This window comes from Bradyrhizobium sp. A5, from assembly GCF_042076515.1.
GTDB lineage: Bacteria > Pseudomonadota > Alphaproteobacteria > Rhizobiales > Xanthobacteraceae > Bradyrhizobium > Bradyrhizobium cosmicum.
In genome coordinates this window covers 833,759-858,612 of record NZ_CP148990.1, presented here as the reverse complement: position 1 = coordinate 858,612, position 24,854 = coordinate 833,759, and the positions used below count along the sequence as shown (strand labels likewise).

26 protein-coding genes are annotated in these 24,854 nt (G+C 64.4%); 15 read left to right on the top strand and 11 right to left on the bottom strand.

What is annotated here, in order from left to right; genetic code table 11:
- The first annotated feature begins 2 nt into the window (after positions 1 to 2).
- The 7 genes from WHZ77_RS03970 to WHZ77_RS03940 all read left to right on the top strand — a co-directional run bounded on the left by WHZ77_RS03970 (position 3) and on the right by WHZ77_RS03940 (position 7,207).
- Positions 3 to 1,322, top strand: coding sequence for a TRAP transporter large permease (locus WHZ77_RS03970; RefSeq protein ID WP_375312491.1), 1,320 nt, complete (start codon positions 3 to 5; stop codon positions 1,320 to 1,322).
- Between the two features lie 10 nt (positions 1,323 to 1,332).
- On the top strand, positions 1,333 to 1,794 hold the full coding sequence (locus WHZ77_RS03965; protein WP_375312490.1) for a DUF3237 domain-containing protein: 462 nt from the start codon (positions 1,333 to 1,335) through the stop codon (positions 1,792 to 1,794).
- 260 nt (positions 1,795 to 2,054) lie between these two features.
- Positions 2,055 to 2,864 (top strand): crotonase/enoyl-CoA hydratase family protein, encoded by an 810-nt coding sequence (locus WHZ77_RS03960; protein WP_375312489.1) that lies wholly within the window; start codon positions 2,055 to 2,057, stop codon positions 2,862 to 2,864.
- Positions 2,861 to 4,744: a feruloyl-CoA synthase gene (locus WHZ77_RS03955; RefSeq protein WP_375312488.1), complete on the top strand. Its 1,884-nt coding sequence runs from the start codon at positions 2,861 to 2,863 to the stop codon at positions 4,742 to 4,744. The genes WHZ77_RS03960 and WHZ77_RS03955 overlap by 4 nt, the downstream gene beginning before the upstream one ends.
- A 27-nt stretch (positions 4,745 to 4,771) precedes the next feature.
- The gene (locus WHZ77_RS03950) at positions 4,772 to 5,533 is read left to right on the top strand and encodes an SDR family NAD(P)-dependent oxidoreductase (protein ID WP_375312487.1); all 762 of its coding nucleotides are present in this window, start codon (positions 4,772 to 4,774) and stop codon (positions 5,531 to 5,533) included.
- A 12-nt stretch (positions 5,534 to 5,545) separates the two neighbouring features.
- Positions 5,546 to 5,965, top strand: coding sequence for a thioesterase family protein (locus WHZ77_RS03945; RefSeq protein ID WP_014439567.1), 420 nt, complete (start codon positions 5,546 to 5,548; stop codon positions 5,963 to 5,965).
- A gap of 90 nt (positions 5,966 to 6,055) precedes the next feature.
- Positions 6,056 to 7,207, top strand: a complete 1,152-nt coding sequence (locus tag WHZ77_RS03940) for an ABC transporter substrate-binding protein (RefSeq protein WP_375312486.1) — start codon at positions 6,056 to 6,058, stop codon at positions 7,205 to 7,207.
- Between the two features lie 58 nt (positions 7,208 to 7,265).
- On the opposite strand, the gene WHZ77_RS03935 is transcribed toward WHZ77_RS03940, so the two are convergent.
- Both WHZ77_RS03935 and WHZ77_RS03930 read right to left on the bottom strand, forming a co-directional pair.
- Positions 7,266 to 7,994 carry a glutathione S-transferase family protein gene (locus tag WHZ77_RS03935; RefSeq protein ID WP_375312485.1) on the bottom strand — a complete coding sequence of 243 codons (729 nt, stop codon included), beginning with the start codon at positions 7,992 to 7,994 and terminating at the stop codon, positions 7,266 to 7,268.
- A gap of 37 nt (positions 7,995 to 8,031) precedes the next feature.
- On the bottom strand, positions 8,032 to 8,292 hold the full coding sequence (locus WHZ77_RS03930; protein WP_375312484.1) for a hypothetical protein: 261 nt from the start codon (positions 8,290 to 8,292) through the stop codon (positions 8,032 to 8,034).
- 112 nt (positions 8,293 to 8,404) lie between these two features.
- Here WHZ77_RS03930 and WHZ77_RS03925 point away from each other — a divergent pair, with 112 nt between their 5' ends.
- Both WHZ77_RS03925 and WHZ77_RS03920 read left to right on the top strand, forming a co-directional pair.
- Positions 8,405 to 9,103 (top strand): YafY family protein, encoded by a 699-nt coding sequence (locus tag WHZ77_RS03925; RefSeq protein ID WP_143841941.1) that lies wholly within the window; start codon positions 8,405 to 8,407, stop codon positions 9,101 to 9,103.
- Between the two features lie 5 nt (positions 9,104 to 9,108).
- Entirely contained in the window at positions 9,109 to 9,432 is a 324-nt protein-coding gene (locus WHZ77_RS03920; RefSeq protein WP_375312483.1) for a YkgJ family cysteine cluster protein, read from the top strand.
- Here the strand turns inward: WHZ77_RS03920 and WHZ77_RS03915 are convergent.
- Positions 9,429 to 9,827 (bottom strand): hypothetical protein, encoded by a 399-nt coding sequence (locus WHZ77_RS03915; protein WP_014439561.1) that lies wholly within the window; start codon positions 9,825 to 9,827, stop codon positions 9,429 to 9,431. The two genes, WHZ77_RS03920 and WHZ77_RS03915, sit on opposite strands and share 4 nt — an antisense overlap.
- Before the next feature lie 294 nt (positions 9,828 to 10,121).
- On the bottom strand, positions 10,122 to 10,469 hold the full coding sequence (locus WHZ77_RS03910; RefSeq protein WP_375314653.1) for a DUF3307 domain-containing protein: 348 nt from the start codon (positions 10,467 to 10,469) through the stop codon (positions 10,122 to 10,124).
- Positions 10,470 to 10,870: 401 nt separating this feature from the next.
- Between WHZ77_RS03910 and WHZ77_RS03905 the strand changes: the two genes are divergently transcribed.
- The 3 genes from WHZ77_RS03905 to WHZ77_RS03895 all read left to right on the top strand — a co-directional run bounded on the left by WHZ77_RS03905 (position 10,871) and on the right by WHZ77_RS03895 (position 14,422).
- Entirely contained in the window at positions 10,871 to 12,319 is a 1,449-nt protein-coding gene (locus tag WHZ77_RS03905; protein ID WP_375312482.1) for a TAXI family TRAP transporter solute-binding subunit, read from the top strand.
- Positions 12,320 to 12,514: 195 nt separating this feature from the next.
- Entirely contained in the window at positions 12,515 to 13,624 is a 1,110-nt protein-coding gene (locus tag WHZ77_RS03900) for a cyclic nucleotide-gated ion channel (RefSeq protein ID WP_375312481.1), read from the top strand.
- A 12-nt stretch (positions 13,625 to 13,636) separates the two neighbouring features.
- The gene (locus tag WHZ77_RS03895; protein ID WP_375312480.1) at positions 13,637 to 14,422 is read left to right on the top strand and encodes an enoyl-CoA hydratase/isomerase family protein; all 786 of its coding nucleotides are present in this window, start codon (positions 13,637 to 13,639) and stop codon (positions 14,420 to 14,422) included.
- Here WHZ77_RS03895 and WHZ77_RS03890 read toward each other — a convergent pair whose 3' ends face one another.
- Together WHZ77_RS03890 and WHZ77_RS03885 are read right to left on the bottom strand one after the other, a co-directional pair.
- Positions 14,423 to 14,857 carry a DUF6157 family protein gene (locus WHZ77_RS03890; RefSeq protein ID WP_375312479.1) on the bottom strand — a complete coding sequence of 145 codons (435 nt, stop codon included), beginning with the start codon at positions 14,855 to 14,857 and terminating at the stop codon, positions 14,423 to 14,425. It lies immediately after the preceding gene.
- 17 nt (positions 14,858 to 14,874) lie between these two features.
- Complete coding sequence (locus tag WHZ77_RS03885) at positions 14,875 to 15,519, bottom strand: glutathione S-transferase family protein (RefSeq protein ID WP_375312478.1); 645 nt, start codon at positions 15,517 to 15,519, stop codon at positions 14,875 to 14,877.
- 86 nt (positions 15,520 to 15,605) lie between these two features.
- Here WHZ77_RS03885 and WHZ77_RS03880 point away from each other — a divergent pair, with 86 nt between their 5' ends.
- Both WHZ77_RS03880 and WHZ77_RS03875 read left to right on the top strand, forming a co-directional pair.
- Positions 15,606 to 16,610 carry a helix-turn-helix transcriptional regulator gene (locus tag WHZ77_RS03880; protein WP_375312477.1) on the top strand — a complete coding sequence of 335 codons (1,005 nt, stop codon included), beginning with the start codon at positions 15,606 to 15,608 and terminating at the stop codon, positions 16,608 to 16,610.
- Positions 16,611 to 16,747: 137 nt separating this feature from the next.
- The gene (locus tag WHZ77_RS03875) at positions 16,748 to 16,981 is read left to right on the top strand and encodes a hypothetical protein (RefSeq protein WP_375312476.1); all 234 of its coding nucleotides are present in this window, start codon (positions 16,748 to 16,750) and stop codon (positions 16,979 to 16,981) included.
- 57 nt (positions 16,982 to 17,038) lie between these two features.
- Here WHZ77_RS03875 and WHZ77_RS03870 read toward each other — a convergent pair whose 3' ends face one another.
- The 5 genes from WHZ77_RS03870 to WHZ77_RS03850 all read right to left on the bottom strand — a co-directional run bounded on the left by WHZ77_RS03870 (position 17,039) and on the right by WHZ77_RS03850 (position 23,428).
- The gene (locus WHZ77_RS03870; protein WP_375312475.1) at positions 17,039 to 18,295 is read right to left on the bottom strand and encodes an EAL domain-containing protein; all 1,257 of its coding nucleotides are present in this window, start codon (positions 18,293 to 18,295) and stop codon (positions 17,039 to 17,041) included.
- 286 nt (positions 18,296 to 18,581) lie between these two features.
- Positions 18,582 to 19,532, bottom strand: a complete 951-nt coding sequence (locus WHZ77_RS03865) for a fatty acid desaturase (protein WP_375312474.1) — start codon at positions 19,530 to 19,532, stop codon at positions 18,582 to 18,584.
- A 15-nt stretch (positions 19,533 to 19,547) separates the two neighbouring features.
- Positions 19,548 to 20,564 carry an alpha/beta fold hydrolase gene (locus WHZ77_RS03860; protein WP_375312473.1) on the bottom strand — a complete coding sequence of 339 codons (1,017 nt, stop codon included), beginning with the start codon at positions 20,562 to 20,564 and terminating at the stop codon, positions 19,548 to 19,550.
- A 227-nt stretch (positions 20,565 to 20,791) separates the two neighbouring features.
- A complete protein-coding gene (locus tag WHZ77_RS03855; RefSeq protein ID WP_375312472.1) occupies positions 20,792 to 21,799 on the bottom strand; it encodes an NAD(P)-dependent alcohol dehydrogenase in 1,008 nt (335 codons plus the stop codon).
- A 15-nt stretch (positions 21,800 to 21,814) separates the two neighbouring features.
- Positions 21,815 to 23,428, bottom strand: coding sequence for an acyl-CoA synthetase (locus WHZ77_RS03850; RefSeq protein ID WP_375312471.1), 1,614 nt, complete (start codon positions 23,426 to 23,428; stop codon positions 21,815 to 21,817).
- Between the two features lie 212 nt (positions 23,429 to 23,640).
- Between WHZ77_RS03850 and WHZ77_RS03845 the strand changes: the two genes are divergently transcribed.
- A complete protein-coding gene (locus WHZ77_RS03845) occupies positions 23,641 to 24,846 on the top strand; it encodes an ABC transporter substrate-binding protein (RefSeq protein WP_375312470.1) in 1,206 nt (401 codons plus the stop codon).
- Positions 24,847 to 24,854 lie beyond the last annotated feature (8 nt).

The window sequence follows — 24,854 nt, the reverse complement described above, 5'->3', positions numbered from 1 at the left end:
TCATGAGCACCGATGCCGTCGCCGTAATCGGCTTCGTTTCCCTGTTCGCCTTGATGCTGCTGCGCGTGCCCGTCGGCATGGCCATGGGCCTCGTCGGCGTCTCCGGCTTCACCTATCTCGTCGGCGCGACGCCGGCGCTGAAGCTGGTCGGCCAGACCTCGATGCGGACGGTCACGGACTACACCTTCGGCGTCATTCCGATGTTCCTGCTGATGGGCTCCTTCGTCAGCAATTCCGGCATGAGCCGCGAGCTGTTCCGCGCCGCCAACGGCTTTGTCGGGCACTTACGCGGCGGGCTCGGCATCGCCACCGTCGGCGCCTGCGGCGGCTTTGCCGCGATCTGCGGCTCGTCGGTCGCGACCGCCGCGACCTTCTCCGCGGTCGCCTACCCCGAGATGCGCCGCTTCGGCTACCCGCAGTCGTTTGCCACCGGCGTGATCGCGGCCGGCGGCACGCTCGGCGCGATGCTGCCGCCCTCCACCGTGCTCGCGGTCTACGGCATCATCACCGAGCAGGACATCGGCAAGCTCTTCATCGCCGGCATCATCCCGGGCATCCTGGCGATGACCATGTACATGATCACGATCTTCCTGATCGGCTATTTCCGCCCCGACTTCCTGCCCAAGGGCAAGGTGCTGCCGTGGCGCGCGCGCTTCGCCGGATTGAAGGACATCTGGGCGCCGGTGCTGCTGTTCGTGTTCGTCATCGGCGGCCTCTACGGCCTGCCCTTCCTGCCGCGCTTCACGCCGACGGAGGCCGGCGGCGTTGGCGCCGCGGGCGCCTTCATCATCGGCGTGCTGACCGGCCGGCTCGACCGCGAGAAGATCCTGGCCTCCCTGCTCCAGGCAACGCGCACCGCGGCCGCGGTGTTTACCGTGCTGATCGGCGCGTTGATCTTCGGCTATTTCCTCACGGTCACGCAGACGCCGCAGAAGGTCACCGAGTTCCTCACCGGCCTCGGCCTCGGCCCCTACGGCGTGCTCGCGCTGATCATGGTGATGTATCTCGTGCTCGGCTGCCTGATGGACGCCATGGCGATGATCATCCTCACCGTGCCGATCATCTTCCCGGTGATCATGCATCTCGGCTTTGATCCGATCTGGTTCGGTGTCATCATCGTGATGACCGTCGAGCTCGGCCTGATCCATCCGCCGGTCGGGATGAACGTCTTTGTCATCAAAAGCGTGGTGAAGGACGTGTCGTTCTCCACCATCTTCAGGGGCGTGATCCCGTTCGTGGCGACGGACCTGGTGCGTCTGGTGATCCTGATCGCCTTCCCGCTGCTGGCGACGTGGCTGCCGACGCGGATGATGGCGCCTTAACGAGGAAGCGATGACCACACCGACGTTAGAGACCAAATACGTCTTCAGCATCACCGCAAGGATCGGCGACGTCGTCACCGCCGGCGAGACCGGCATCGGCGTCCGCCGCATCATCCCGATCATCGGCGGCGAGGTGAAGGGCGCGATATCAGGCAAGGTGCTGCCGTTCGGCGCCGACTTCCAGACCATCCGGTCCAACGAGCTGATCGACCTCGAGGCGAAATACGCCTTCGAGACCGACGACGGCGCCGTCGTCTATGTCGAGAACAAGGGCATGCGCTTCGGTCCGGTCGAGCTGTTGCAGAAGCTCAAGCGGGGCGAGGCTGTCGATCCCAAGCTGATCTATTTCCGCACGGTCCCGAGGTTCGAGACGGGACATGAGAAGTATCGCTGGCTGATGGAGCACATCTTCGTCGGCTCAGCCGCGCGTCATGCCGACCGGGTCGTGATCGACGTGCATCAAGTAGTGTGACGCACACACTCCGCCGTCGTCCCTGCGAACGCAGGGACCCATACCGCGTGATCGATGGATTTTGGGCGGCGGGAGTACCGAACGGCGAGTCGTCGCCAAACCACTCCTTGGGGTTATGGGTCCCTGCGTTCGCAGGGACGACAGCGATTTGGAGAAAAATTTCGCTTAACTGACCGGCAGCATCCGAAGCCACCACTCCGTCCCCTCCTTGACTCCCCCAGAATTCGTTATACAACATAACTATTCTGATAAGGACGCAAATGACACAGGGAAACGCCAACACCGCTGACGCGGGCGCCTCAGGGCTGCTCCGGATCGAGCGGGCGGATCGGGTTCTGACCGTCGGTCTGAACCGGCCCGCCAAGCGAAATGCGCTCAACGACGGCATCATCCTGGACATCGGCGAGTGCTTTGCGTCCCTGCCCGAGGACATCGGCGCGGTCGTCATCCACGGCATCGGCGACCATTTCTCCAGCGGCCTCGACCTGTCCGAGTTGCAAGACCACGACGCCACCGGCGGCCTGCTCCATTCCCAGATGTGGCACCGGGTGTTCGACCGCATCCAGTACAGCCGCGTGCCCGTGATCGCGGCGCTCAGGGGCGCCGTGATCGGCGGCGGGCTCGAGCTAGCCTGCGCCGCGCATATCCGCGTCGCCGAGCCCTCGGCCTATTTCGCGCTGCCGGAGGGACAGCGCGGCATCTTCGTCGGCGGCGGTGGGTCGGTGCGGCTGCCGCGGTTGATCGGCGTTGCCAGAATGATGGACATGATGCTGACGGGGCGCGTCTACAGCGCGACCGAAGGCGCCTCCTACGGCTTTGCGCAATATCTGACGGAGACCGGCAACGGGCTCGGCAAGGCGCTGGAGCTTGCGACCAAGATCGCCTCCAACGCGCCGCTGACGAATTTCGCCGTGCTGCAGGCGCTGCCGATGATCGCGGAGGCCAATCCGCAGACCGGCCTGCTGATGGAATCGCTGATGGCAACGGTCGCGCAGAGCGACAAGGAGGCCAAGCGCAGGATCCGCGAGTTTCTCGAGCACAAGACCGCCAAGGTGAAGCCGAAGCCATGAGTGCGCAGCCGTCCTCTTCCAGCATGGAGCGCGGCGCGAGTACTTTCCCGCTGCGGCCGATCTCTTTCGGCGATCCCGTCGTCGACATCGATCGTCGCGACGACGGCACGATTTACCTCAGGCCAAAACAGCCGCTCGGCGACTATCCCGTCCGCATCACCGACCGGCTGCATCACTGGGCGACGACCACGCCGGACCGCGTCTTCATGGCGGAGCGCGAGGGTGGCCGCGGTTGGCGCAAGATCACCTATGCCGAGCTGCTCACCGCGAGCCGGCATATCGCATCCGCGCTGATCCAGCGCGGCCTGTCGGCGGAGCGGCCGGTCGTGATCCTCTCCGGCAATTCGATCGACCATGCGTTGCTCGCCTTCGGCGCGTTCTATGCTGGCATTCCGTTCTGCCCGGTGTCCCCGGCCTATTCGCTGGTGTCGAAGGATTACGGCAAGCTGTCTTACCTGATGAAGCTGCTGACGCCCGGCCTCGTCTTCGCCGAGGATGCCGACAAGTTTTCCGATGCGCTTGCCGCCAATGTCTCTGATGGCACCGAGATCGCGGCCTCCTACGGCAGCGTGCCGGGCCGCGACGTCACGCTGCTCGCCGACCTCATGGCGACGCCAGTCCGCGGCGATCTCGACGCGGTGCACGAAAAAATCAGCCCCGATACGATCGCAAAATTCCTGCTGACGTCGGGCTCGACCGGAAATCCCAAGGCTGTCATCAATACCCAGCGCATGATCTGCGCCAACCAGGTGATGCTGCGCGAGACGCTCGCCTTCCTCAAGGACGAGCCGCCCGTCATCATCGACTGGCTGCCCTGGAACCACACCTTCGGCGGCAACCACAATATCGGGCTGACGCTGTACAATGGCGGCTCGATGTATCTCGATGCCGGCAAGCCGATGCCTGGAGGCATCGAGGAGACCGTGCGCAATCTCCAGGAGATTTCGCCAACGGTGTATTTCAACGTGCCCAAGGGCTATGAATCGCTGCTGCCATACTTGCGCGACGACCAGGGCCTGCGCGCGAAGTTCTTCGACCGGCTGCACGCGATGTTCTTCTCCGGCGCGGCGCTCTCGCCCTTCGTCTGGAACAGCCTCGACGAGCTCGCGGTGAAGGAAAAAGGCTATCGCGTGCCGATGCTGACCGGCCTTGGCGCCACCGAGACCGCGCCGTTCTTCATGTCGGTCAATCCGCGCACCAGCCGCTCCGGCCATGTCGGCCTGCCCGTGTCGGGCAACGACGCCAAGCTGGTGCCGAACAACGGCAAGCTGGAAGTACGCGCCAAGGGCCCGAACGTGATGCCCGGCTACTGGCGCCAGCCCGACATCACCGCGAAATCCTTCGACGAGGAAGGTTTCTACAAGCTCGGCGATGCGCTCAAGCCGGTCGATCCCGGCGATCTCAATGCCGGCTTCGACTTCGACGGCCGCGTCAGCGAGGACTTCAAGCTCGGCAGCGGCACCTGGGTCAGCGTCGGCCCGCTGCGCGCCCGTCTGGTTGCGGCCTGCGCGCCGCTGGTGCGCGACGTCGTCATCGCCGGCATCAACCGCGACGAAGTCTCCGCCCTCGTGCTGCTCGATCTCGACGGCTGCCGGCTGATCAACCCGACGCTGCCGGCCGACGATCTCACCGTCACCGCGCGCGACCGGCTGGTGCGCGAAGCCTTCCGCGAACGCCTGACGCGCTTCCTCGCTTCGGCCACCGGTTCCTCGACGCGGATCACGCGTGCGATCCTGCTGGACACGCCGCTGTCGATCGACAAGGGCGAGGTCACCGACAAGGGCTCGATCAACCAGCGCGCAGTGCTGGAACATCGCGGCGCGCTGATCGACGAGCTCTACGCTGCCAATCCATCGGACCGTGTGATATCGGTCGGCTAAGAAACCATCGCACCTCAGGAGAACGCCATGTTGTTGAAAGATCAGGCAGCCATCGTCACCGGCGGCGCATCGGGGCTTGGCGCGGCCACCGCGCGAAGACTGGCGGCGCAGGGCGCCAAGGTCGCGGTCTTCGACCTCAATACCAAGCTCGCGGAAACCGTTGCGGCCGAGATCAAAGGCATCGCCGTGACCTGCGACGTGTCCGACGCCGCTTCCGCGGAAGCCGCGATCGCGCAGGCGACCAAGGCCCTTGGCGCACCGCGCGTGCTGGTCAATTGCGCCGGCATCGGCGTTGCCAAGCGCGTCGTCGGCCGCGACGGCCCGATGGCGCTCGCCGATTTCGACAAGGTGATCAAGGTCAATTTGATCGGCACCTTCAATATGCTGCGCCTTGCCGCGACCGAGATGTCCAAGCTCGAGCCGCAGGCGACCGGCGAACGCGGCGTCATCATCAACACCGCCTCCGTTGCCGCCTATGACGGCCAGATCGGCCAGTCGGCCTATTCGGCCTCCAAGGGCGGCATCGTCGGCATGACCTTGCCGATCGCGCGCGAGCTGGCGCAGTTCGGAGTGCGCGTGCTGACCATCGCGCCCGGCCTGTTCCTCACGCCCCTGCTCGCCAATTTGCCGCAGGAGGCCCAGGACTCGCTCGCCTCCGCGATCCCGTTCCCGCGCCGTCTCGGCAATGCCGACGAGTTCGCGGCCCTTGCCCTGCACATGGTCGAGAACTCGTACCTGAACGGCGAAGTGGTGCGTCTCGACGGTTCGCTGCGCATGGCGCCGAAGTAAGGCGAGAATCGCATGTTCGTGAACCGGCGCGACGTCCAGATCCAGTGGGGTGATTGCGACCCCGCCAACATCGTCTATTACCCGCGCTATTTCGCGATGTTCGACGATTCGACGTCGACCCTGTTCGAGGTCGCCGGATTCTCAAAGCAGGACCTGGTCCGCAAATACGGCCTGGTGGGCATCCCCATGGTCGACACGCGGTCCAGGTTCTACATCCCCTCGACCTATGGCGACTGGATCACCATCGAAACCAGGATCGAGAGCATCAAGCGCTCGAGCTTCGAGGTGAAGCACAACGTCTACAAGGGCGAGGCGCTGGCGATCGAGGGGTTTGAGACCCGCGTCCTGGTCGGCCGCGACCCCGTTAACCCCGACAAGCTGAAATCGGCTCCATTTCCTGCGGAAATGGTAGCCAAATTCACGGGGAGTTAGGTCCGGAACTAAATCGCCGCATCGCCAAAAGAGGGGGCTGAATTACCCCCCGATTTCTGCTTTCAAAGAAATACGTCAAGGGAGGAATAAATGAAACGCTTTTACCTAACCGCCGCCATCACTGCTGCGACGCTTGCCCTGCCGGCCCTGCCCGCGCTGGCCCAGACCGCCGAAGTCACCATCGGCATCACCACCACCACGACCGGCCCCGGCGCCGCGCTCGGCATTCCCGAGCGCAACGCACTGGAATTCGTGCCGAAGGAGATCGGCGGCGTGCCGCTGAAGGTGATCGTGCTCGACGACGGCGGCGATCCCACCACCGCGACCACCAACGCCCGCCGCTTCGTCACCGAATCTAAAGCCGACATCATCATGGGCTCGGCGCTGACCCCGCCGACCATCGCAGTCTCCAACGTCGCCAACGAAGCCGGCATTCCGCATTTCGGCCTCGCGCCGTTCCCGATTACACCGGAGCGCATGAAGTGGTCGGTGGCGATGCCGCAGCCGATCCCGATCGTGGGCAAGGTGCTGTACGACCACATGAAGTCAAAGGGCGTAAAGACGATCGGCTATATCGGCTATTCCGACTCCTATGGCGACCTCTGGTTCAACGATTTGAAGGCCCAGACCGGGCCGATGGGCATGACCATCGCCGACGAAGAGCGCTTCGCCCGCCCCGACACGTCAGTGACCGGACAGGTGCTCAAGCTCGTCGCCGCCAACCCCGACGCGATCCTGGTCGGCGCTTCCGGCACCGCGGCCGCGCTGCCGCAGACCGAGCTGCGCGAGCGCGGCTATCAGGGCCTGATCTACCAGACCCATGGCGCAGCCAGCATGGATTTCATCCGCATCGCCGGCAAGGCTGCTGAAGGCGTGCTGATGGCGTCGGGTCCGGTCATGGATCCCGAAGACCAGCCGGACGAGGCCGCCACCAAGAAGCCCGGCCTCGCGCTCAACACGGCGTATGAAGGCAAGTACGGCCCGAACAGCCGCAGCCAGTTCGCCGGTCACTCCTACGATGCGTTCGAGATCCTGAAGCGCGTGATCCCGGCGGCACTGAAGACGGCCAAGCCCGGCACGCCGGAATTCCGCGAAGCGATCCGCCAGGCACTGTTGTCGGAAAAGGAAATGGCCGCGAGCCAGGGTGTCTACAATTTCACCGAGAAGGACCGCTACGGCCTCGACGAGCGCTCGCGCATCCTGCTCACCGTGAAGAACGGCAAGTACTCGCTCGTGAAGTAGCCGCAGCGACAGGTTTGAGACGACGAGAGCCGGCCCGATGGGCCGGCTCTTTTGTTTCTCAAGCCGCCTGCCGCAGCGGGGCCCACGCGAACTCTGGATAGTACGCGTCCATCATGCGGTCGACATAGGCGGTGAGGTTTGCAAATCCCTCGGCCCGCTGGCGCAGTCCGGATTCGAAGAACGGCGTCAGGATCCCGGCGAGCGCGCCGAAGGCAGTGGCATCGACGCCGCAGGGCTTGTTGCCCATCAGGTAGGATTTGTTACCAAGCTGCACCGACAGCGCGAACAGCGAGCGCACCGCGAGATCGATATCATCATCCGGCCCGTGGCGGCCAAGGCCGGAAAGCAGATAGTTCTCGGCGACACGGAATTGCGCGTCCTCGCGCAGCTTCTCGCGATTGTGCTCCGGTGCGCCGTCGAAGAAATGCGCGGGGCCCTTGGCGAAATTGACCGGATCGACCCAGCGCGCGCCGACCAGCGCCCAATAGACGTGATGCTCGATCATGCGCTCGAACGCCCAGGCCTGCGCGCGCTCGGCCAGCGACAGGCCGGCGTCGAAATCGAAACCGTAGCGGCGCTCGATATGGGCGCGGATAAAGGTGGAATCGGCCACGGCCTCGCCGCCGTCGTCGATGAACGGCAATTGCCCCTTGGGCGAGGCGGGCGGCATCGCGCGTTCCTTCCGGTAGGGCAGTCCCGCCATTTTCAGCTGCACCTCGGTCTTGGTGACGAAGGGACTGATTTCCGGCAGGCCGAAGCCCGCGCCAAAGCCATAAAGTGTGATCATGAAAGCTCTCCTGAACGACCGAAAGAGTTGACGGAACCTAGTGCCGGGCTGCTGCCACCATGGTGGCAGCAGCCGTGATATCTTCTGCGAAACGGGCCCCCCGCCAGGCGCGGCCCATCACATGGCGGACCAGCGCGTCCGCGGCCTGGACCAGCGAGCGTGCCACCACGCTTGCGACTGCAAATCGGAGGTCGGCGGCCATGAGATCGAGCGAAACGAGGCGGCCGAACGCCCGGGCGTGCCACAGCTGTGCTCGCCACAACGGCGCCGCCGAGCCGAAATGGGTTGGAATGATCATGGACAAATCCTCTTCAGTCGATGTGTTGTCCCGGTATAGAACTCCCCTGCTGCCAACATCCTGTCAGCATCCACGCGCCGTTGTCTGATCCGCCCCCGATGAGAGAATCGTCATGAGACGCGCCGACCGGCTGTTTCAGATCATCCAGGTGCTGAGGCGCACGCGTAAGCCGCTGACCGCTGATGCGATTGCGGCCGAGCTCGAGACCTCGAAGCGCACCATCTATCGCGACATCGCGACCTTGATGGGCCAGCGCGTGCCGATCCGCGGCGAAGCCGGCATGGGCTACATCCTGGAGAAAGGATTCGACCTGCCGCCTTTGATGCTGACACCCGACGAGATCGAGGCGGCGGTGCTGGGCGCGCAATGGGTCGCGGGCCATGCCGATTCCACGCTGGCACGCGCGGCCGAAGATCTGATGGCCAAGATTGCCGACACCGTGCCCGAACGTCTGCGTCCCTTCGTGCTGGAGCCCGCGAGCCGCGCACGGCCAAGCTGGAACAGGGAGCCCGATCGCCTGGACATGGCGCGCACCCGCGCCCAGATCCACGAAGGCAAGAAGATCATGCTGCGCTATCGTGACGAGCAGGGCCGCCCCAGCGAGCGCATGATCTGGCCGATCTCGGTCGGCTATCTCGAAGCCGTGCGCCTGCTCGCGGCCTGGTGCGAGCTGCGCAGCGACTTCCGCAGCTTCCGCACCGACCGCGTGGTGGACGCCACCTATCTCGACGACAAATACCCGGAGCGGCGCGACGTGCTGCGCGCAAGATGGCGGCAGAGCCTGGTCTGGGGCCCGCCAAAGGACACGTGACGACGATGGAAGAGACCTCCCCCATCGACCTGTCGACGTGCTGCCAGAATTGCGGCGCCTGCTGTGGTTATTCGGAGAACTGGCCGCGCTTCTCGATCGAGAGTGACGAGGAACTTGCGGCAATCCCGGAAGCGTTCGTCAACGCACGCCAATCCGGCATGCGCTGCGAGGGCGATCGCTGTTCGGCGCTTAAGGGAGAGATCGGAAAGCAGACGGCCTGCGGCATTTATGAAGTGCGGCCGGAGGTGTGCCGCACCTGCATGCCGGGCGATGCCGAATGCGCAATGGCGCGGCGGAAGTTTGGGTTGCCGATAATAGAGGCCGTTTAAGCGGGAACGGCTTCGCCGATCTCGTCGTCGAGCTCGTCATCGAGCGGTGCGAGCACCGAGAGCGGCTTGGTCGACAGCGTGATCGGCTTGCGGCCGCCCGACAGCGACGGCGATGCCTTGGCCGAGCTTTCGCGCGACAGCGCGTAGAGCGTCGAGCCGACACGGCCGCCGTTCTCGATCAGGTCGCGCTCGTTGCAGCTGCCTGCGATCGCAACAGCCAGCGAGTGCAGATGGCTGCGGCGATAGCAGAACAGCGCCAGCTTCGCGCGTGCGTCTGGGGAAACACTCTCAACCAGCCTCGGCAGGCCACTCTCGCTGGCGCGATACATCTCGCCAAGGAGTTCGTCCTGAACCGGGCAGAAATCGCTTTCAAAGGCGTCGCGGCTTGAAAACATTGCAGTTCTCCCTCGACGCCGAAGATGCAGCGCAATTCTCTAATGAAAGGTTAACCAACCCCGACGGTAGTCACCCGGGGTGCTTGCGCGCCGGCCGCGAATCAGTCGCGCCCTGGCGCGTTGAAAAGGGAGCTAGCGACTGCCCTGTTGCCATCCTTCGAGACGCCCGCCGTTGGCGGGCTCCTCAGGATGAGGTCTGTTTCTGCTGAAAGATCCTAACTCCTCATGGTGAGTAGGCGCGAAGCGCCGTCTCGAACCATGCAGGCCCAGCGCCAATCCAGAGAGCGGCCCGTCTCAGTTCGCCGCCATGAAGATGGAGAGGCCGAAGCCGGTGAGATGATGCAGCGCCTGGTCGACGCCGATCAGGGTCCAGAACCAGGGATGCTGCAGGTCGACGCCGAAATTGGCCGAGATGAGTCCCTTGGCGCGGTCGATCGTGATGTGGATCACGAAGTCGATCAACGCCACGAACCAGAATTTTGGCGCCACGATCAGGATCAGGGGCAGCGCTACCGCGAGGTGAATCAGGCAGTGCACGAGCAGCGGCAGCGCCCAGCCGTGCTTCTGATCCTTGCCGTGCGCCATCCACGCGGTTTGCAGGACGAAATCGGCGATGATGTGCTTGAAGGTGAGCAACAACATCCAGCCAATGAGCGCTTCGACCGGAATCGCCGATGACATGGGTGGAAACGACAAGCTGACGCCCTCATTGAGGTGACAAGAAAAATTGGAGCGTTCAGCGCAACTTCTTCTTGGACCGGTCAAATCGCCGGGACCCCTTATTTATGACATCTCCCGCGGCGGAATGCAGCCGGGGGAACCGGAAAATCGCCAACTGTGGCTAACTGGTGATAGGATGACCAATCGCCGCGCCTGAGTTGAGTAAGGTTACCTTCGGCTCGAAATTTGCCTTCCGGCATCGGCGCGCTATCATTGAAGACAGAGAATAACGTTCTTTTTTCAGGCGTTTAGGAATTACAGGGCGCCGCCGCGATCGCATCCCGCGAGCCACCGCCATCCAGATATAAGGCCAGAGTGCTGCCATGAGTGCTGAAGGCCCCACGACGTCACCAACAGAGCCGCCGCCGCGGCGCCCCAAGGTGATCAAGACCAATCAGCAGCAGGTATTTCTCTACGTCGTTCTGACCCTGCTTCTGTCGCTCGCCACCGTCTGGGGCGGACGCGCCTTGCTGCACAATTCGGAGACGCTGACCTTTGCCGTCGGCGCCCCCAACAGCGACGAGGCGCTGTTCGCCGCCAAGCTCGCCACCGTCCTGAAGAACAACGCCTCGCGCTTCCGGATCAAGATCGTCAACAACGGCGATAACGCCAAGGCGCTCGCACAGTTCGACCGCAAGCAGGCCGACCTCGCCGTGCTGCGCACCGATGCCAAGGTGCCCCTGCGGGCGCGCACGCTCGCGATCCTCGAGCACGATCTCGTGCTCCTGCTGGGTCCCGGCAACAAGAAGATCAAGTCACTTGCCGAGCTGAAGAAGAAGAAGAAGGTCGCGGTCGTCGCCGAGAGCGAATCCTCGCTCGCCTTCGTGCGCAGCATCCTCGACATCCCCGACGGTCCTGATACCGCCAGGATCCAGATGGCGCCGCAGGGCGCAACGCTCGACAAGCTGTTTGCACCGTCGAGCGGCTTCGGCGCGGTGATCGCCATCGTCCACGCCTCCAGGGCGGTGCGCGACAAGGCCTATGAGCAGGTCGCCAAACGCGGCGGCTTCACGCTGAACGCCATCGACGAGGCCAAGGCACTGGCGCGCAAATTCCCCGGCCTCTCGAACGAGACGCTGACAGCCGGCACGCTATCGGCCTCCCCCGAGATCCCCGACGACGACCTCGACACGATCGGGCTGGAATGGCTGCTGGTTGCGCAATCCAGGATGTCCGCGAGTGCGGCGGGCGACCTCGCACGCACCATCTACGAGAACAAGTCCGCGCTCCGCCTCGACAACGGCTTTGCCAGCAGGATCGAGCCGGCCTCCGTCGAGAAGGACGCCTTCGTGATGGCGCATCAGGGGGCCGCCGACTACATCAACGACGACACCAAGTCGTTCATGGATAAGTACAGCGACCTGATGTATCTGGGCGCCGCTGCGCTCAGCGTCATCGGCTCGATCTTCGCGGCGATCTACGCCAAGATCACCCGGATCGCGCCCGAGAAGGCCAGCGAGCTCTCCACCGCCATCCTCGACATCGGCGAACGGATCGAGCACGCCCATTCGCTCGATCAGCTCGAATGTCTCCAGGACGAGCTCGAGGGCATTTTGCGCGGTGCCGTCATCGGCCTCAGGGACGGCACGATCAGCACCGACGGGCTCGACACCTTCAAGCTCGGCTACGAATTCGTCCGCGACGAGATCGGCATGCGCCGCGACTACCTCAAGCGCCATGCTGGCGAGGCCGACAAGGTCGCCCAGGATACAGCCCCGCCCCAGCATGACGACAGCAAGGTCGTGGTGGTGAAGACGGCTCAGAGTGCCTGACCTTTCATCGAATATCTCGAAATCGCGGTCCGCCGGCATGGCGGCCCGGCCCGCCGAAGCACCGGAGCCGCGCCCCGGTTCAACGACATTGCAGGCGGCCAGCACCCGTCGTTGACGGCCCCTGCCCGGGCGGGCACTTTGGCATCGAGGTCCCAACCGGGACCGCTGGATTCACGACCGAGCCCGCCTCCCCGCATGTCCAAGCCGATGATCCCCGCTTTGGCCCAGTTCGTGGCCGCCACGGCCGGCCGCAACATGACCAAGGCGGCCTATGTGGCGGTCGGCGTCGGCGTGCTCAGCATGGTGCTGCTGACGGTCAGCCCGGCCTATGAGACCGCGCACCGCTGGGTCGATGCCCTGCTGTGGGCCTGCCTCGTCTATTTCGTGTTCGAATGGGTGGTCCGGATGCGCCACATGGCGCGAACGGGGCGTCTGTCGCTCTACATTTCCTCCTCCGCCGGGCTGGTCGACGCCCTTGGCGCGCTGGCCGTGCCGGTCGCGCTCCTTCTCGGCGTCGAGCCGAAGACGGCGTGGCTGCTCAGCGTGCTCTGGGGGCTGAAGGTGGTGCCGGGCATTCCCGGCCTGCGGCAGCTTCGCCGGGTGCTGGTGCTGGAATCGGGGCCGCTGGTGAGCGTGCTCGTGATCTTCCTGATGGTGGTCTTCCTCGCCTCCGTCGCCGAATATTTTCTGGAGCGGGACGTGCAGCCGCAGACGTTTGGCAGCGTCCCCGCCGCGCTGTGGTGGGCGGTCGTCACACTAACGACGACAGGCTATGGCGACGTCGTGCCGGTCACGCCGCTGGGACGCGTGGTGGCGGCGATGGTGATGATCTCCGGCCTCGGCGTGTTCGGGCTGTGGACCGGTATTCTGGCGACGGGATTCGCTGCCGAGACCAGGCGCGACAATTTTCTCAAGACCTGGGAATCCGTCAGCAAGGTGCCATTCTTCGCGGCACTTGGACCTTCGGCCATCGCCGACGTCACCCACATGCTGCGGACCATGGAGCTGCCGGCACGGACCATGATCATCCGGAAGGGCGCGCAGGGCGATTGCATGTATTTCATCGCCGCCGGAGAGGTCGAGGTCGACCTGCCCGGCAAGAAGGTGCAGCTTGGCGAGGGCGCCTTCTTCGGCGAAATGGCCCTGCTCGGCAACAATCTGCGCGGCGCCAACGTCTCGACCACGAAGGTATCGCGGCTCCTGGTGCTCGACCTCGTCGACTTCCGTGTGCTGATGGCGCGGCATCCCGACCTCGCCGAGACCATCGACGCGGAAGCGAAGCGCCGCACGCTCGAAAACAAGTAAATGGAGACAAGAATGTCGGATATCACCGACGCGGCCTCTGGCCCCGTGCTCGAAGTTGACGGCGCACGCGCCACCATCCGCCTCAACAGACCCAAACATCTCAACCGGCTCCAGGCCGAAGATCTCGGCGACCTGATCAAACTGTTCGACCGGATCGAGGCCGATCCTGATATCCGCGTGCTGGTGCTGACCGGCACCGGGCGCGCGTTCTCCGCAGGCTACGATCTCAACTCGGTCGCCGAACGCGCCGTCAGCGCCAACGAGCAGCAGAGCGCGGGCTCAGCGTTCGAGGTGGTCGTCAACCGGCTGGAGGATCTGGGCGTGCCGACGATCTGCCGGCTCAATGGCGGCGTCTATGGCGGCTCGACCGACCTCGCGCTCGCCTGCGACTTCCGCATCGGCGTCGACACCGCCGAGATGTTCATGCCGGCGGCGCGGCTCGGGCTGCATTATTACAGGAGCGGCATCAAGCGCTACGTGACGCGGCTCGGCGTCGACAATGCGAAGAAGCTGTTCCTCACCGCGCAAAAGATCGGCGCGCCGGAGATGCTGCGGATCGGCTATCTCACCGCCATGGTGCCGGAGGAGACGCTCGACGAGGAAGTCGACGAGCTCGCGGGCATCCTCGCCCGCAACGCGCCGCAGGCGATGCGCGGCATGAAGCGCGCCATCAACGAATTCGCCCGCGGCGAGCTCGACGAGCCCGCCGCCGACCAGCGCCACCGCGACAGCATGCGCGGCGACGAGATCAAGGAAGGCATCAAGGCGTTTGGAGAGAAGCGAGCGCCAAGATTCTGATCATGCCCGCTTCGACCGCATCGCGCGCACCTGCGTGAGCTTGGGATCGCGGACGAGCGCCTGGTAGCATTTGCTGTCGATGGCGTAGATCGCGATCCGGCCCTCACTGTCGGCATGAACGCCCCAGCCGAAGCGCTTGCCCAGGCTTGATGCCCTCATGCACGCCCGCCCCCGAGAGAAGAACGCTCCACGGGCCGCATGCTTCTCCGTTTTCGTCGCCTTCACATCGAGTTCGCGTCCCTGCGCAGACGTCGCGAAGATCACATCGTCGGACGTGTATTTGTAGGGCGCCTTGGCGATCATCCCGTATTGCAGGCACGCCACCGTCGGCTTTCCCCCGCGGAGCGGCGGTTCCTCGCCGGTACGCGCGGGACAGTCTTCAGCAACCCGGATGAAAGTGTTGAAGCAGTTGGTCGTGTGCATCGCCTTCGTCATCTGCAACCCCGGATCATTCAACCACCCGCGGAGGCGGCATGCTGCGCCGCCATCTCGTCATCGGCCGCATTGATCTGCTTGAATGCCGGCCTCGACGTCATCCTGTCGGCATAGCGCACGAAAACGTCTTTCTTCGGCACGATGCCGAACATCATGGTCCAGCTGAACGCGACGCCCCACAGGACGTCGGCGGCGGTCATGCGCTCGCCGAGCAGATACGGCCCCTTCGACAGTTGCGTCTCCAGCGCGCCCAGCATGGTGTCGTAATCGGCATAGGGCGATTGCGTGATCGGCGCCGGCTCGCGCTGCATGAACTTGTCGATCAGGGCCGGCTCGAAGGACGAGCCGTAATAGGCGATCCAGCGCAGATAGGGACCGCGCAGCGGATCGTTCAGCGCGGGCGTGAGGCCCGCCTGCGGAAACAGATCGGCGAGATAGATCGTGATCGCGACCTGCTCGGTCACGAGCGCTTCGCCGTGCCGGATCGCCGGCACCTTTCCGAGCGGGTTGACGGCGAGATAGGCCGACTTCCGCTGCTCGCCGGCCTTCATGTTGAGGACATGGAGATCGTAGGGCGCGCCCAGCTCCTCCAGCAGCACCCGCGTGCCGGTGGCGCGGCTTTGCGGCGAATAATACAGGGTGATGCGGCGGGAATCGGTCATGGCAGCTCTCCATCTGGCCGGCTGGCGATGGCGCGCTTGTAGCCGACCATACCTGACATCTTGTGTCAGGTATGCTTTAAGGGATCATGCGCGCGAGCCGGATGCTATCGATCCTCACCACCCTCCAGGCCAGGGGGCGGGTCACCGCGCCCGAGCTCGCGGAGACTTGCGAGGTCTCGGTGCGCACGATCTATCGCGACATCGACGCGCTGGCGGCGTCCGGCGTTCCCGTCTATGCCGATCGTGGCGCCGAGGGCGGCTATCGCCTGCTCGATGGCTATCGTGTGCGGCTGAACGGTCTGTCGCAGAGCGAGGCGGGCGCGCTGTTCCTTGCCGGATTGCCGGGCCCCGCCGCGGCGCTCGGGCTGGATGCCGCGATGATCGCGGCGCAGAACAAGCTGATGGCGGCACTGCCGGCTAATCTGCGCGAAGATGCCGGGCGGATGCAGGAGCGTTTTCATCTCGATGCGCCCGGCTGGTTCGGCGAGGCGGAAGAACCCAGACATCTGCGCACCATCGCCGGCGCGGCTCTGCGCGGAACACTGATCCAGATTCGTTACCAGAGCTGGCGCGCCGAGAAGCAGAGCCGCGTCGCGCCGCTCGGCCTCGTGCTGAAGGGCGGCAGCTGGTATATCGCGGGCCTGGTCGACGGCAGCGTGCGCACCTATCGAGTTGCACGCGTGCTCGACTGCACCGCGCTCGACGATCGCTTCGATCGCCCCGCCGATTTCGATCTCGCCGCCTATTGGCAGGCCGCGACGCTCCGCCTCGAAGCCGAGATGCATCCGAATGTCGCGATCGTCCGGCTGTCGCCGTTCGGCGTGAAACTGCTCGATGCGCTGAGCCAGCCTTACGTCAAGGTGCGCACGCAGCTCGAAGAGACCGCTGACGCTGACGGCTGGCGCATCGCCAGAGTGCCGACCGGCAAGACGTCATGGCATGCCGCGGCCGAATTGCTGCGGCTTGGGCCCGAGGCCGAAGTGCTGGAGCCGGCCGATCTGCGCGAGAAGATGGCGGAGCTGACGCAGGCCATGGCCGCGCGTTATCGCACATCGACGCATGACGCGGCCCGGGCGGCGCGGAAAGCCTGATATCGGCGCATGTCGCCGAGGCCCACGAAACAATCCTGAAACACGATTCTCCTCTCCCCGCATGAACGCGTTCGCGCTTCGGCTCGACCGAGATGCAGGGACACAACAACGGCCCCGCGCCACACTGGAGAATGACAATGTTTCGTAAGCTTGCACTTGGTCTGATCGCCGCCGCTTCGCTCGGCGCCGCCGCTCTGGCGCCCACCGCCGCCTCGGCGCACGGCTTCCACCACCACTGGGGTCCCGGCTGGGGCTTTGGCGGCATCTACGTCAACACCGGCGTCAGCAACTGCTACCAGGAGCGCGTCGTCCGCACCCGCCATGGCCTGCGCGTCCGTGTGGTGAATGTCTGCGCGTACGGGATCTACTGAGCACGCCGTGCATCGGCTGGCGCAACCCCGGTCGCCTTGCGACCGGGGTTCGTCGCCTCAGTTCGCGAGAGCCGTCAGCCCCGGCTCGCCGCGTTGTGGCAGCGCCGCGGAAGCCGCCTGCTCCTCTACGAGAGAATTACGCTGCGATATCCACCTTTCGGCGCTCGAGCGCCGCAGCGACGGTGCGAAGAAGAAACCCTGGGCAACGTCGCAGCCGATCCGGCGTATGATCTCGAGCGCTTCCGAACTCTCGACGCCCTCGGCGACGACCTTCATATTGAACGCCTTCGCAAGCGCCACGGAGGCATCGACGATCTTCATCATGTCGTCATCGGATTCACAGCCCTTGATGAAGGACTGATCGATCTTCAGTTCGCTGAACGGCAGCCGCGCCAACGCTGCGAGCGACGAATAGCCCGTGCCGAAATCGTCGATCGCCGTCCCGATCTGCTTGATCCGCAGCCGCACCAGAATGTCGTTGGCGCGATCGACGTCGGCCATCGCCGAGGTCTCCGTGATCTCCACCGTCAGGGACGACGGAGCGACGTTTTCGCGCCGCAGGATCTCCTCGATGCGCTCAGGCAGGGTCAGATCCGACATCAGCGAGCCGGAGATGTTGACGGCGACGGTGAAGCCGGGAGTGCGTTCGATCAGCTTGCGGCCCTGCGACATTGCCGACGAGAGGATACGGTCCGTCACCTCGCGCATGAGGCCGGATTCCTCGGCAATTGGGATGAAGACCAGTGGCGAGATCATGCCGAATTCGGGTGTACGCCAGCGCGCGAGCGCTTCGGCGCCGACGACCTTTCCGGTCTGAAGCCCGATCTTCGGCTGGAATTCGACGAAGAACTCGTGGTCGGCCAGGCCGCGCAGAATTCTCTCCGGCGTGATCTGGAGTGACGGAGTGGCGGAGGTCGCCACCGGCGGCGACCGCTGCGGCAACTCCAGCGCGCTACGCAGGCGGTTGAGATCGAGCGGCTTCGTCAGGCAGCCGCCGAGCGAGAGCTTCAGCCCGTTCACGACTCTGCGCGTTGCCTTCATGATGCGATCGTCGCAACCGCTGATGATCACGATCGACATCTCGCGAAGGTCTCGCTCGGCCACGAAACGCAGCAGCTCCACCCCGTCGCGCTCGCCGAGCGACAGGTCGAGCGCCATGACTTCGAAGGTGTCGCGGGTCAGAAGCTCGGTCGCAGCCTCGTACGAAGAAGCGACGACGGTGTCGTAGCCGAGTTTTGCGCCGATCTTGCCGATCAGAACGCGCTGCACCAGATCGTCATCGACCACCAGAAGACGGTCTCTCGTCGCATTCATCACCAATCTCTCCCGATGTCGTCGCCCTGATGGCGCGACGTTAGGGCGGCGGTATCGACGGGTCGTGAATGCCAGATCGCTAAAGCTTTCCCGATTCGGAGCGATTCGTTAAGTACGTTTCTGGAGCGCCAAGCCGTTGATTCTGATCGAGATTTATGCACTGCACGGCGAAGCAGTATCGGAATATTCCGTCCAATCCGAAGATGCGATGAACACGCCGTAAAGCAGCCTATCGGAAGCCGGCAGAAGCACGACAGACTACGGGGCCGGCATCACCAGCGCTCCGTCACCTGACCGCCGGCCGATGCTTGCGAAACCAGGCCCAGGTCTCGCGTGTCGTTCTGATGTAGCCTCGGCCGCGATAGACGATCTCGCCGTCAACGATCTCGTTCAGCCTCGGCAGCGCATGAAACGGGATCGATGGATAGGCGTGGTGCTCGACGTGATAGGGCATGTTCCACGCGAACCATTTGACGATTGCGCCGGTATAGGTGGTGCGGGTGTTCTGGAACGCGCTGCGCGTCGTGTCGCAGCCGGTATGCTCGGCATAGAGATAGGGCCGCAGGAAGAACTGCCCGATGATCAGCGGCACGATCCAGACCCAGAGCAGCAGCGCCGATTCAAACCACAGCGACAGCGCGAAAAGCAGCGCATAGAGCGCGACATAGGCCCGCGCTTCGGTCACGATGGTGGCGCGCTTGCTTTCGGGAATCCAGGGCACGACGACCTTGCCGGTGACGGCATGGCCGAGCATCAGCCGGAGGCGGCCGGCGACCTGAATCAGGCCGCTATAGGCGATCGCGAGCTGCGTATCGGTGGCCGGCTTCACGCCGACGATCAGCTCCGGGTCCTTGTCCGGATCCTGGGTGTAGCGGTGATGGTCCCAGTGAAACAGGCAGTAATATTCGTACGGCAATCCGATGATGAAGGCCGAGAGATTGCCGACCGCGAGGTTGAGGCCACGGCTTCTGAACGCGGTCTTGTGCGCGGTCTCGTGCACCGCCATGAACAGGAAGGCGACGAGATAGCCCTGCACCGCCATCAGCGGCAGCGCCCAGAGCACGCCGTAGCTCGACGTCACCTTCCAGATCAGCGCACCGACCAGCACGATCACGCCGTAATGGCCGAGGCTTTGGGCGGCCCCCCTGAGATTCGAGCGCACTGACAATTCGCGCAGCATCGCCGGCGTCAGCGGCTTCAGGCGGTGCCCGGGTTCTGAAACGGTCGCGTCGCTCATGGTCGGATGCCTGCCCTATTTGCTGAGAAGCGCTGCGATCTCGGCCTTGATGAAGGCCTGGTCGCGCGGATTGTTGACGGGATTGCCGGCACGATGGCCGTGCAGCGACGGGATCGGATGCAGCACTGCCGATTTCGCGTTGGCCAGCTTGCCAAGCTCGTCCTCGTTGTCGCGGACGTCGAAATAGCGGTCGGTGGCGCCCGGCATCAACAGCATGTGCGCCTTGATCGCCGCGAGCGCGCGGTCCAGATCGCCGCCAAAGGCGGCGCAGCGGCTAATGTCGCCGCCCTGCCAGATGCCGACCTGCGCCAGCAGGTCGTTGGCGTCACGCCGCGCGAACGCGGCATCCCAGGCCCGGACGAGATAGTCCTCCAGCGAGATGAAGCCGGCCTCGCGCCAGACTTCGTCGCGGTAGAACCCGTGCGACATCGCCCAGCCGGCATAGACGCGCCCCATGGCGCGATAGCCGGCCACGGGCTTCTCGACGAATCGGCCATCGCGGAAGGCGGGATCGCCTGTGAGGGCGGCCTTCACGCTTTCGAGGAAGACGTGATTGTAGGGCGCGCATCGCGCACTGCCGCAAACGATTGCGGCGCGCGCGACCATGTCAGGATGCAGCGCCGCCCAGTGATAGGCCTGCATGCCGCCCATCGACCAGCCATAAACAAGAGCCAGCCTTGTGATGCCAAAGCGCTCGATGAGCAGCCGATGCTGAACCGCGACGGCGTCGTGATAGGTCAGTTGCGGAAACGGCACGGCCGAGTTCGACGGCGAGGACGACAGCCCGTTGCCGAACAGGTTCGGGATGATGATGAAATAGCGCGTGGGATCGAGCACGCCGTCGGACCCAATGAGCCACTCGGTATCAAAATGCTGCGCGCTGAACGAGGTCGGATAGAGGATGACGTTGTCCTTGGCCGGGCTGAGCGTGCCGTAGGTCTGGTACGCCAGCTTCAGTGCGGGGAAGACGGCGCCCGACTGGAGCGCGACGTCGCCGGCCTCGAAGATTTCGTAGTCGCGCTGTGCCGTCATCGATCAACCTCGCTCACGCGGCCGCAAACTACGCCCGCCGAAACAACGATGCATCGATCGTGCCGGTCCAGCAAACGCATCGTTGCGTCGCATTTAATAATGTACTTATAGTACAGTTATTAAATCGATGCAACGAGCAATCCAGGGTCTTTCCGCGGAGACATGGATCGCTTCGCCGCAATGATGGTGGGGAACGTGTGGAGCGCCCCCAACCAACCGAGCACCTGCTACGGAAACTCCACGACGATCTTGCCGAAGTGCCCGCCCCGCTGCATCAGGCGCAGCGCATCGGGCACGGCGTCGAAGCCGAACACGCGGTCGATCACCGGTCTCATGGCGTTGCGTCCGACCGCTGCTGTCATCCCCTCGAACATGCGGCGGCTGCCGACCGACAGGCCAGTAACATGCAGGTTCTTTGAAAACAGGGTCGGGATCGCGATCTGCTGCGAGACGCCGGAGAGCACGCCGATCACCAGAATGTTGCCGCCGACCCGCGCAGCCTCGAGCGATTGCGCGAAGGTGTCCTTGCCGCCGACCTCGACGACATGGTCGACGCCGCCGCCCGTCCACTCCGAAGCCGCCTTGCCCCATTCCGGCAACGAACGATAGTTGATGGTGTGGCCGGCGCCGAGCGCACGCGCGCGTTCGAGCTTCTCGTCACTCGACGACGTCACGATCACACTCGCGCCGGCGAGCTTTGCGAATTGCAGCGCGAAGATCGACACGCCGCCGGTGCCCTGCACCAGCACGGTGTCGCCGGGCTGAACCTTTGCTTCCTCGAACAACGCGCGCCAGGCCGTGAGCCCGGCGCAGGGCAGCGTCGCAGCCTCCTGGAAGGACAGGTGCGAGGGGATGTGGCTGACGCCCTCGGCATCGAGCAGCATCACCTCCTGCAAAACGCCCGGCCGCGTGCCGCCAAGCGCGTAGCGGCGGCTGGCCGCCGACACCTTGCCGTCGATCCATGACTGGAAGAACATCGGACAGACGCGGTCGCCGACCGCGACACGGGTAACGCCCTCACCGACGGCGATCACCTCGCCCGCACCATCCGAGAACGGGATCAGCGGCAACCTGGCGACACCGCCCTTGCCCTGTATCGTGAGCAGATCGCGGTAGTTCAGCGACGCCGCCTTCATCCTCACCGCGACCTGGCCCGGACCGGGCGCGGGCTCCGGCAGATCGGCCAGCTCCATGCCCTCGATCGACCAGTCGCGCGCGACCTGCCAGGCCTTCATGGGAACCGCTCCGTTTCAGGTGCCAAAGCTCTTCTGGACCGCCCTGTCGAGGGTCTCGCCGCCGACGAAGCGCTGGCGCAGCTCGCGCTTGAGCAGCTTGCCGCTCGGATTCTTCGGCAGGCTGTCGACGAAGATCACGCGCTTGGGCACCTTGAAATGCGCCATCTGGCCGGCGCAGTGCTTCACCACGGTTTCCTCGTCGAGCGTCTCGCCGGCCTTGACCACGACGATCGCGGTGACCGCCTCGATCCAGCGTGGATCGGGCAGGCCAACGACGGCAACCTCGGAGACCGCGGGGATACGATAGACCATCTCCTCGACCTCGCGGCTGGCGACATTCTCGCCGCCGGTCTTGATCATGTCCTTGACGCGGTCGACCACGGTGATGTGGCCTTCGTCATCGACGGTGGCGAGATCGCCGGAGTGAAACCAGCCGCCGGTGAAGGCAGCCGCAGTCTTCACCGGGTCATTGTAGTAACCGGACAAGAGATGCGGCGAGCGATGCACAATCTCGCCCACCTCTCCGACCTTGACGTCTTCCATCGCCGTGTTGACCACGCGTGTCTCGACATTGAGCACGGGCTTGCCCGCAGAGCCGGCCTTGCGCAGCTGGTCCTCGGGCCGCAGCACGGTCGCGAGCGGCGCGATCTCGGTCTGGCCGTAGAAGTTCCAGAATTTGACGTTGGGCAGGCGGCGCTGCAGTTCGAGCAGCACTTCCACCGGCATGATCGACGCGCCGTAGTAGCCCTTCTGCAGCGTCGACAGGTCGGTCTTGTCGAACTTCGGCGAGCGCAGCATTGCGATCCAGATCGTCGGCGGTGCGAAGAACGACGTGATCTTGTGCGCCTGGATCAACGCCAGGATGTTGTCGGCGGTCGGCTTGCCCGTGATGACGCCGGAGGCGCCGAGATACACTTGCGGCCCCAGGAACACGTCGAGCTGGGCGCAATGATAGAGCGGCAGCGCGTGCAGGAACTTGTCGTCGACGCTCATGCCGCCGTCGATGATGCAGCTGACATACTGCCACATCACGGCTTCATGAGTCAGCATCGCGCCCTTGGGCAGCGACTCCGTGCCGCTGGTGTAGACGATCTGCGCGAGATCGCGGCTGTCGACGGACGCTTCCAGGAACGAGCCGTCGGCATCAAGGAGATCGTCGAAGGTGGTGAGCCCTGCGGGCGCCGTGGCGGGGTCTTCGCCCGGCAGCCAGATCATCTTCTCGACCGCGCAATCCCTGGCGCTTGCAGCCTTCGCCGGCTCGACGAAATCGGGGCCGGTCGCGAGCAGCTTTGCGCCGGAGCTCTTGAGGATGAAATTGATCTCGTCCGGATTGAGCATGAAGTTGATCGGCACCAGCACCGCGCCTATGCGCGCCAACGCGAAACGCAGCGCGGCGAACGCATGCGAATTGCGCGAGAGCACGGCGACGCGATCGCCCTTCCTGACGCCGAGGCCAAGCAGGCCACGGCCGAGCCGATTGCAGATCGCGTCCATCTCGGCAAAGGTCCAGCTCACATTGCCGCAGCTCACCGCAAGCTTGTTCGGCTCGCGACCTGCCGAGCGGCGCAAGAGATCGCCGATGGAGTGCTCGCGCGCTTTCGAGATGGTGGCTGCGGTATCGTTCGGCATTTCCGTCCCCCGGGAATTTCAATCTGCGTGACGGCCGACTCAACGCTCGTCAGGCCACTTCGCTTACGCATTTCGCGTTTGCCCAAAGCGTAGTCGGCGCAACCTGCCCCGTCAAATCATCCAGAGGCGCGGCGCCGTCACGCAAGAATTGACGTTTCAGAGAGGCAACCCTAGCCTCGCGCACCAAAATATATAAACGGGGGGAAATATCCATGTATCGAATTGCGCGCGCCGCTCTTGCGGCCGGACTGCTTGCCGGGTTCGCCATCGCCCCGGCTCTGGCCCAGCAGACGCCGCTCAAGATCGGCGTGCTCTCCGACTTCTCCTCGGTCTATTCCGATATCGGCGGCCAGGGCAATGTCGAGGCCACCAGGATGGCGATCGAGGATTTCGGCGGGCAGATGTTCGGCAAGCCGATCGACATGGTCTCTGCCGACGTGCTGAACAAGCCCGACGTTGCCTCCACCATCGCCCGCAAATGGTGGGAGACCGAGAGCGTCGACATGATCATCGACCTGCCGACCTCGGCCACCGCGCTGGCGGTGATGGAGCTGTCGAAGCAGTACGAGAAGATCATGATCGTGACCGATGCGGCGAGCTCCGACATTACCGGTAAATCCTGCTCGCCCTACACCGCGCACTGGACCTACGACACCTATTCCAACGCCCACACGGTCGGCAGCGCCATCGTCAAGAACGGCGGCGACACCTGGTTCTTCCTCACCGCGGACTATGTATTCGGCCATTCGATCGAGCGCGACACCGGCGACGTCGTGAAAGCGGCCGGTGGCAAGGTACTCGGCAGCGTCAAGCACCCGCTCAACACGGCCGATTTCTCGTCCTTCCTGCTGCAGGCCCAGGCCTCCAAGGCCAAGATCATCGGGCTTGCCAATGGCGGCGGCGACACCATCAACGCGATCAAGCAGGCCGGCGAGTTCGGCATCGTCGCCGGCGGCCAGAACCTGGCGGCGATCGTGATGTTCATCTCCGACGTGCACAGCCTGGGGCTGAAGCTGGCGCAGGGCCTGATCATCACCGAGGCCTATTACTGGGACCTCAACGACAAGACCCGCGCCTTCGGCAAGCGTTTCATGGAGCGCATGAAGCGCATGCCGACGATGAACCAGGCCGCCACCTACAGCGCGACGCTGCACTACCTCAAGGCCGTGCAGGCCGCCGGCACCAGGGACACCAAGACGGTGATGGCGAAGATGCGCGAGCTGCCCGTGAAGGATGCCTTCACCGACAACGGCATCCTGCGCGAGGACGGCCGCATGGTGCACAGCATGTTCCTGTTCCAGGTGAAGAAGCCAGAGGAGTCGAAAGGCCCGTGGGACTACTACAAGCTGCTCGCCGAAGTCCCCGCCGACCAGGCCTTCCGTCCGCTGAAGGACGGCGGCTGCCCGCTGGTGAAGTAACGCTGACG

Bases quoted from the DNA above. Each gene is read 5' to 3' on its own strand.
- WHZ77_RS03890 (WP_375312479.1), bottom strand. From the start codon at position 14,857: ATGACGAAGGCGATGCACACGACCAACTGCTTCAACACTTTCATCCGG.
- WHZ77_RS03865 (WP_375312474.1), bottom strand. From the start codon at position 19,532: ATGAGCGACGCGACCGTTTCAGAACCCGGGCACCGCCTGAAGCCGCTG.
- WHZ77_RS03850 (WP_375312471.1), bottom strand. From the start codon at position 23,428: ATGCCGAACGATACCGCAGCCACCATCTCGAAAGCGCGCGAGCACTCC.
- WHZ77_RS03880 (WP_375312477.1), top strand. From the start codon at position 15,606: ATGCGCGCGAGCCGGATGCTATCGATCCTCACCACCCTCCAGGCCAGG.
- WHZ77_RS03870 (WP_375312475.1), bottom strand. From the start codon at position 18,295: ATGAATGCGACGAGAGACCGTCTTCTGGTGGTCGATGACGATCTGGTG.
- WHZ77_RS03960 (WP_375312489.1), top strand. From the start codon at position 2,055: ATGACACAGGGAAACGCCAACACCGCTGACGCGGGCGCCTCAGGGCTG.
- WHZ77_RS03845 (WP_375312470.1), top strand. From the start codon at position 23,641: ATGTATCGAATTGCGCGCGCCGCTCTTGCGGCCGGACTGCTTGCCGGG.
- WHZ77_RS03925 (WP_143841941.1), top strand. From the start codon at position 8,405: ATGAGACGCGCCGACCGGCTGTTTCAGATCATCCAGGTGCTGAGGCGC.
- WHZ77_RS03895 (WP_375312480.1), top strand. From the start codon at position 13,637: ATGTCGGATATCACCGACGCGGCCTCTGGCCCCGTGCTCGAAGTTGAC.
- WHZ77_RS03920 (WP_375312483.1), top strand. From the start codon at position 9,109: ATGGAAGAGACCTCCCCCATCGACCTGTCGACGTGCTGCCAGAATTGC.
- WHZ77_RS03945 (WP_014439567.1), top strand. From the start codon at position 5,546: ATGTTCGTGAACCGGCGCGACGTCCAGATCCAGTGGGGTGATTGCGAC.
- WHZ77_RS03855 (WP_375312472.1), bottom strand. From the start codon at position 21,799: ATGAAGGCCTGGCAGGTCGCGCGCGACTGGTCGATCGAGGGCATGGAG.
- WHZ77_RS03940 (WP_375312486.1), top strand. From the start codon at position 6,056: ATGAAACGCTTTTACCTAACCGCCGCCATCACTGCTGCGACGCTTGCC.
- WHZ77_RS03935 (WP_375312485.1), bottom strand. From the start codon at position 7,994: ATGATCACACTTTATGGCTTTGGCGCGGGCTTCGGCCTGCCGGAAATC.
- WHZ77_RS03970 (WP_375312491.1), top strand. From the start codon at position 3: ATGAGCACCGATGCCGTCGCCGTAATCGGCTTCGTTTCCCTGTTCGCC.
- WHZ77_RS03900 (WP_375312481.1), top strand. From the start codon at position 12,515: ATGTCCAAGCCGATGATCCCCGCTTTGGCCCAGTTCGTGGCCGCCACG.
- WHZ77_RS03950 (WP_375312487.1), top strand. From the start codon at position 4,772: ATGTTGTTGAAAGATCAGGCAGCCATCGTCACCGGCGGCGCATCGGGG.
- WHZ77_RS03965 (WP_375312490.1), top strand. From the start codon at position 1,333: ATGACCACACCGACGTTAGAGACCAAATACGTCTTCAGCATCACCGCA.
- WHZ77_RS03885 (WP_375312478.1), bottom strand. From the start codon at position 15,519: ATGACCGATTCCCGCCGCATCACCCTGTATTATTCGCCGCAAAGCCGC.
- WHZ77_RS03955 (WP_375312488.1), top strand. From the start codon at position 2,861: ATGAGTGCGCAGCCGTCCTCTTCCAGCATGGAGCGCGGCGCGAGTACT.
- WHZ77_RS03930 (WP_375312484.1), bottom strand. From the start codon at position 8,292: ATGATCATTCCAACCCATTTCGGCTCGGCGGCGCCGTTGTGGCGAGCA.
- WHZ77_RS03875 (WP_375312476.1), top strand. From the start codon at position 16,748: ATGTTTCGTAAGCTTGCACTTGGTCTGATCGCCGCCGCTTCGCTCGGC.
- WHZ77_RS03915 (WP_014439561.1), bottom strand. From the start codon at position 9,827: ATGTTTTCAAGCCGCGACGCCTTTGAAAGCGATTTCTGCCCGGTTCAG.
- WHZ77_RS03905 (WP_375312482.1), top strand. From the start codon at position 10,871: ATGAGTGCTGAAGGCCCCACGACGTCACCAACAGAGCCGCCGCCGCGG.
- WHZ77_RS03910 (WP_375314653.1), bottom strand. From the start codon at position 10,469: ATGTTGTTGCTCACCTTCAAGCACATCATCGCCGATTTCGTCCTGCAA.
- WHZ77_RS03860 (WP_375312473.1), bottom strand. From the start codon at position 20,564: ATGACGGCACAGCGCGACTACGAAATCTTCGAGGCCGGCGACGTCGCG.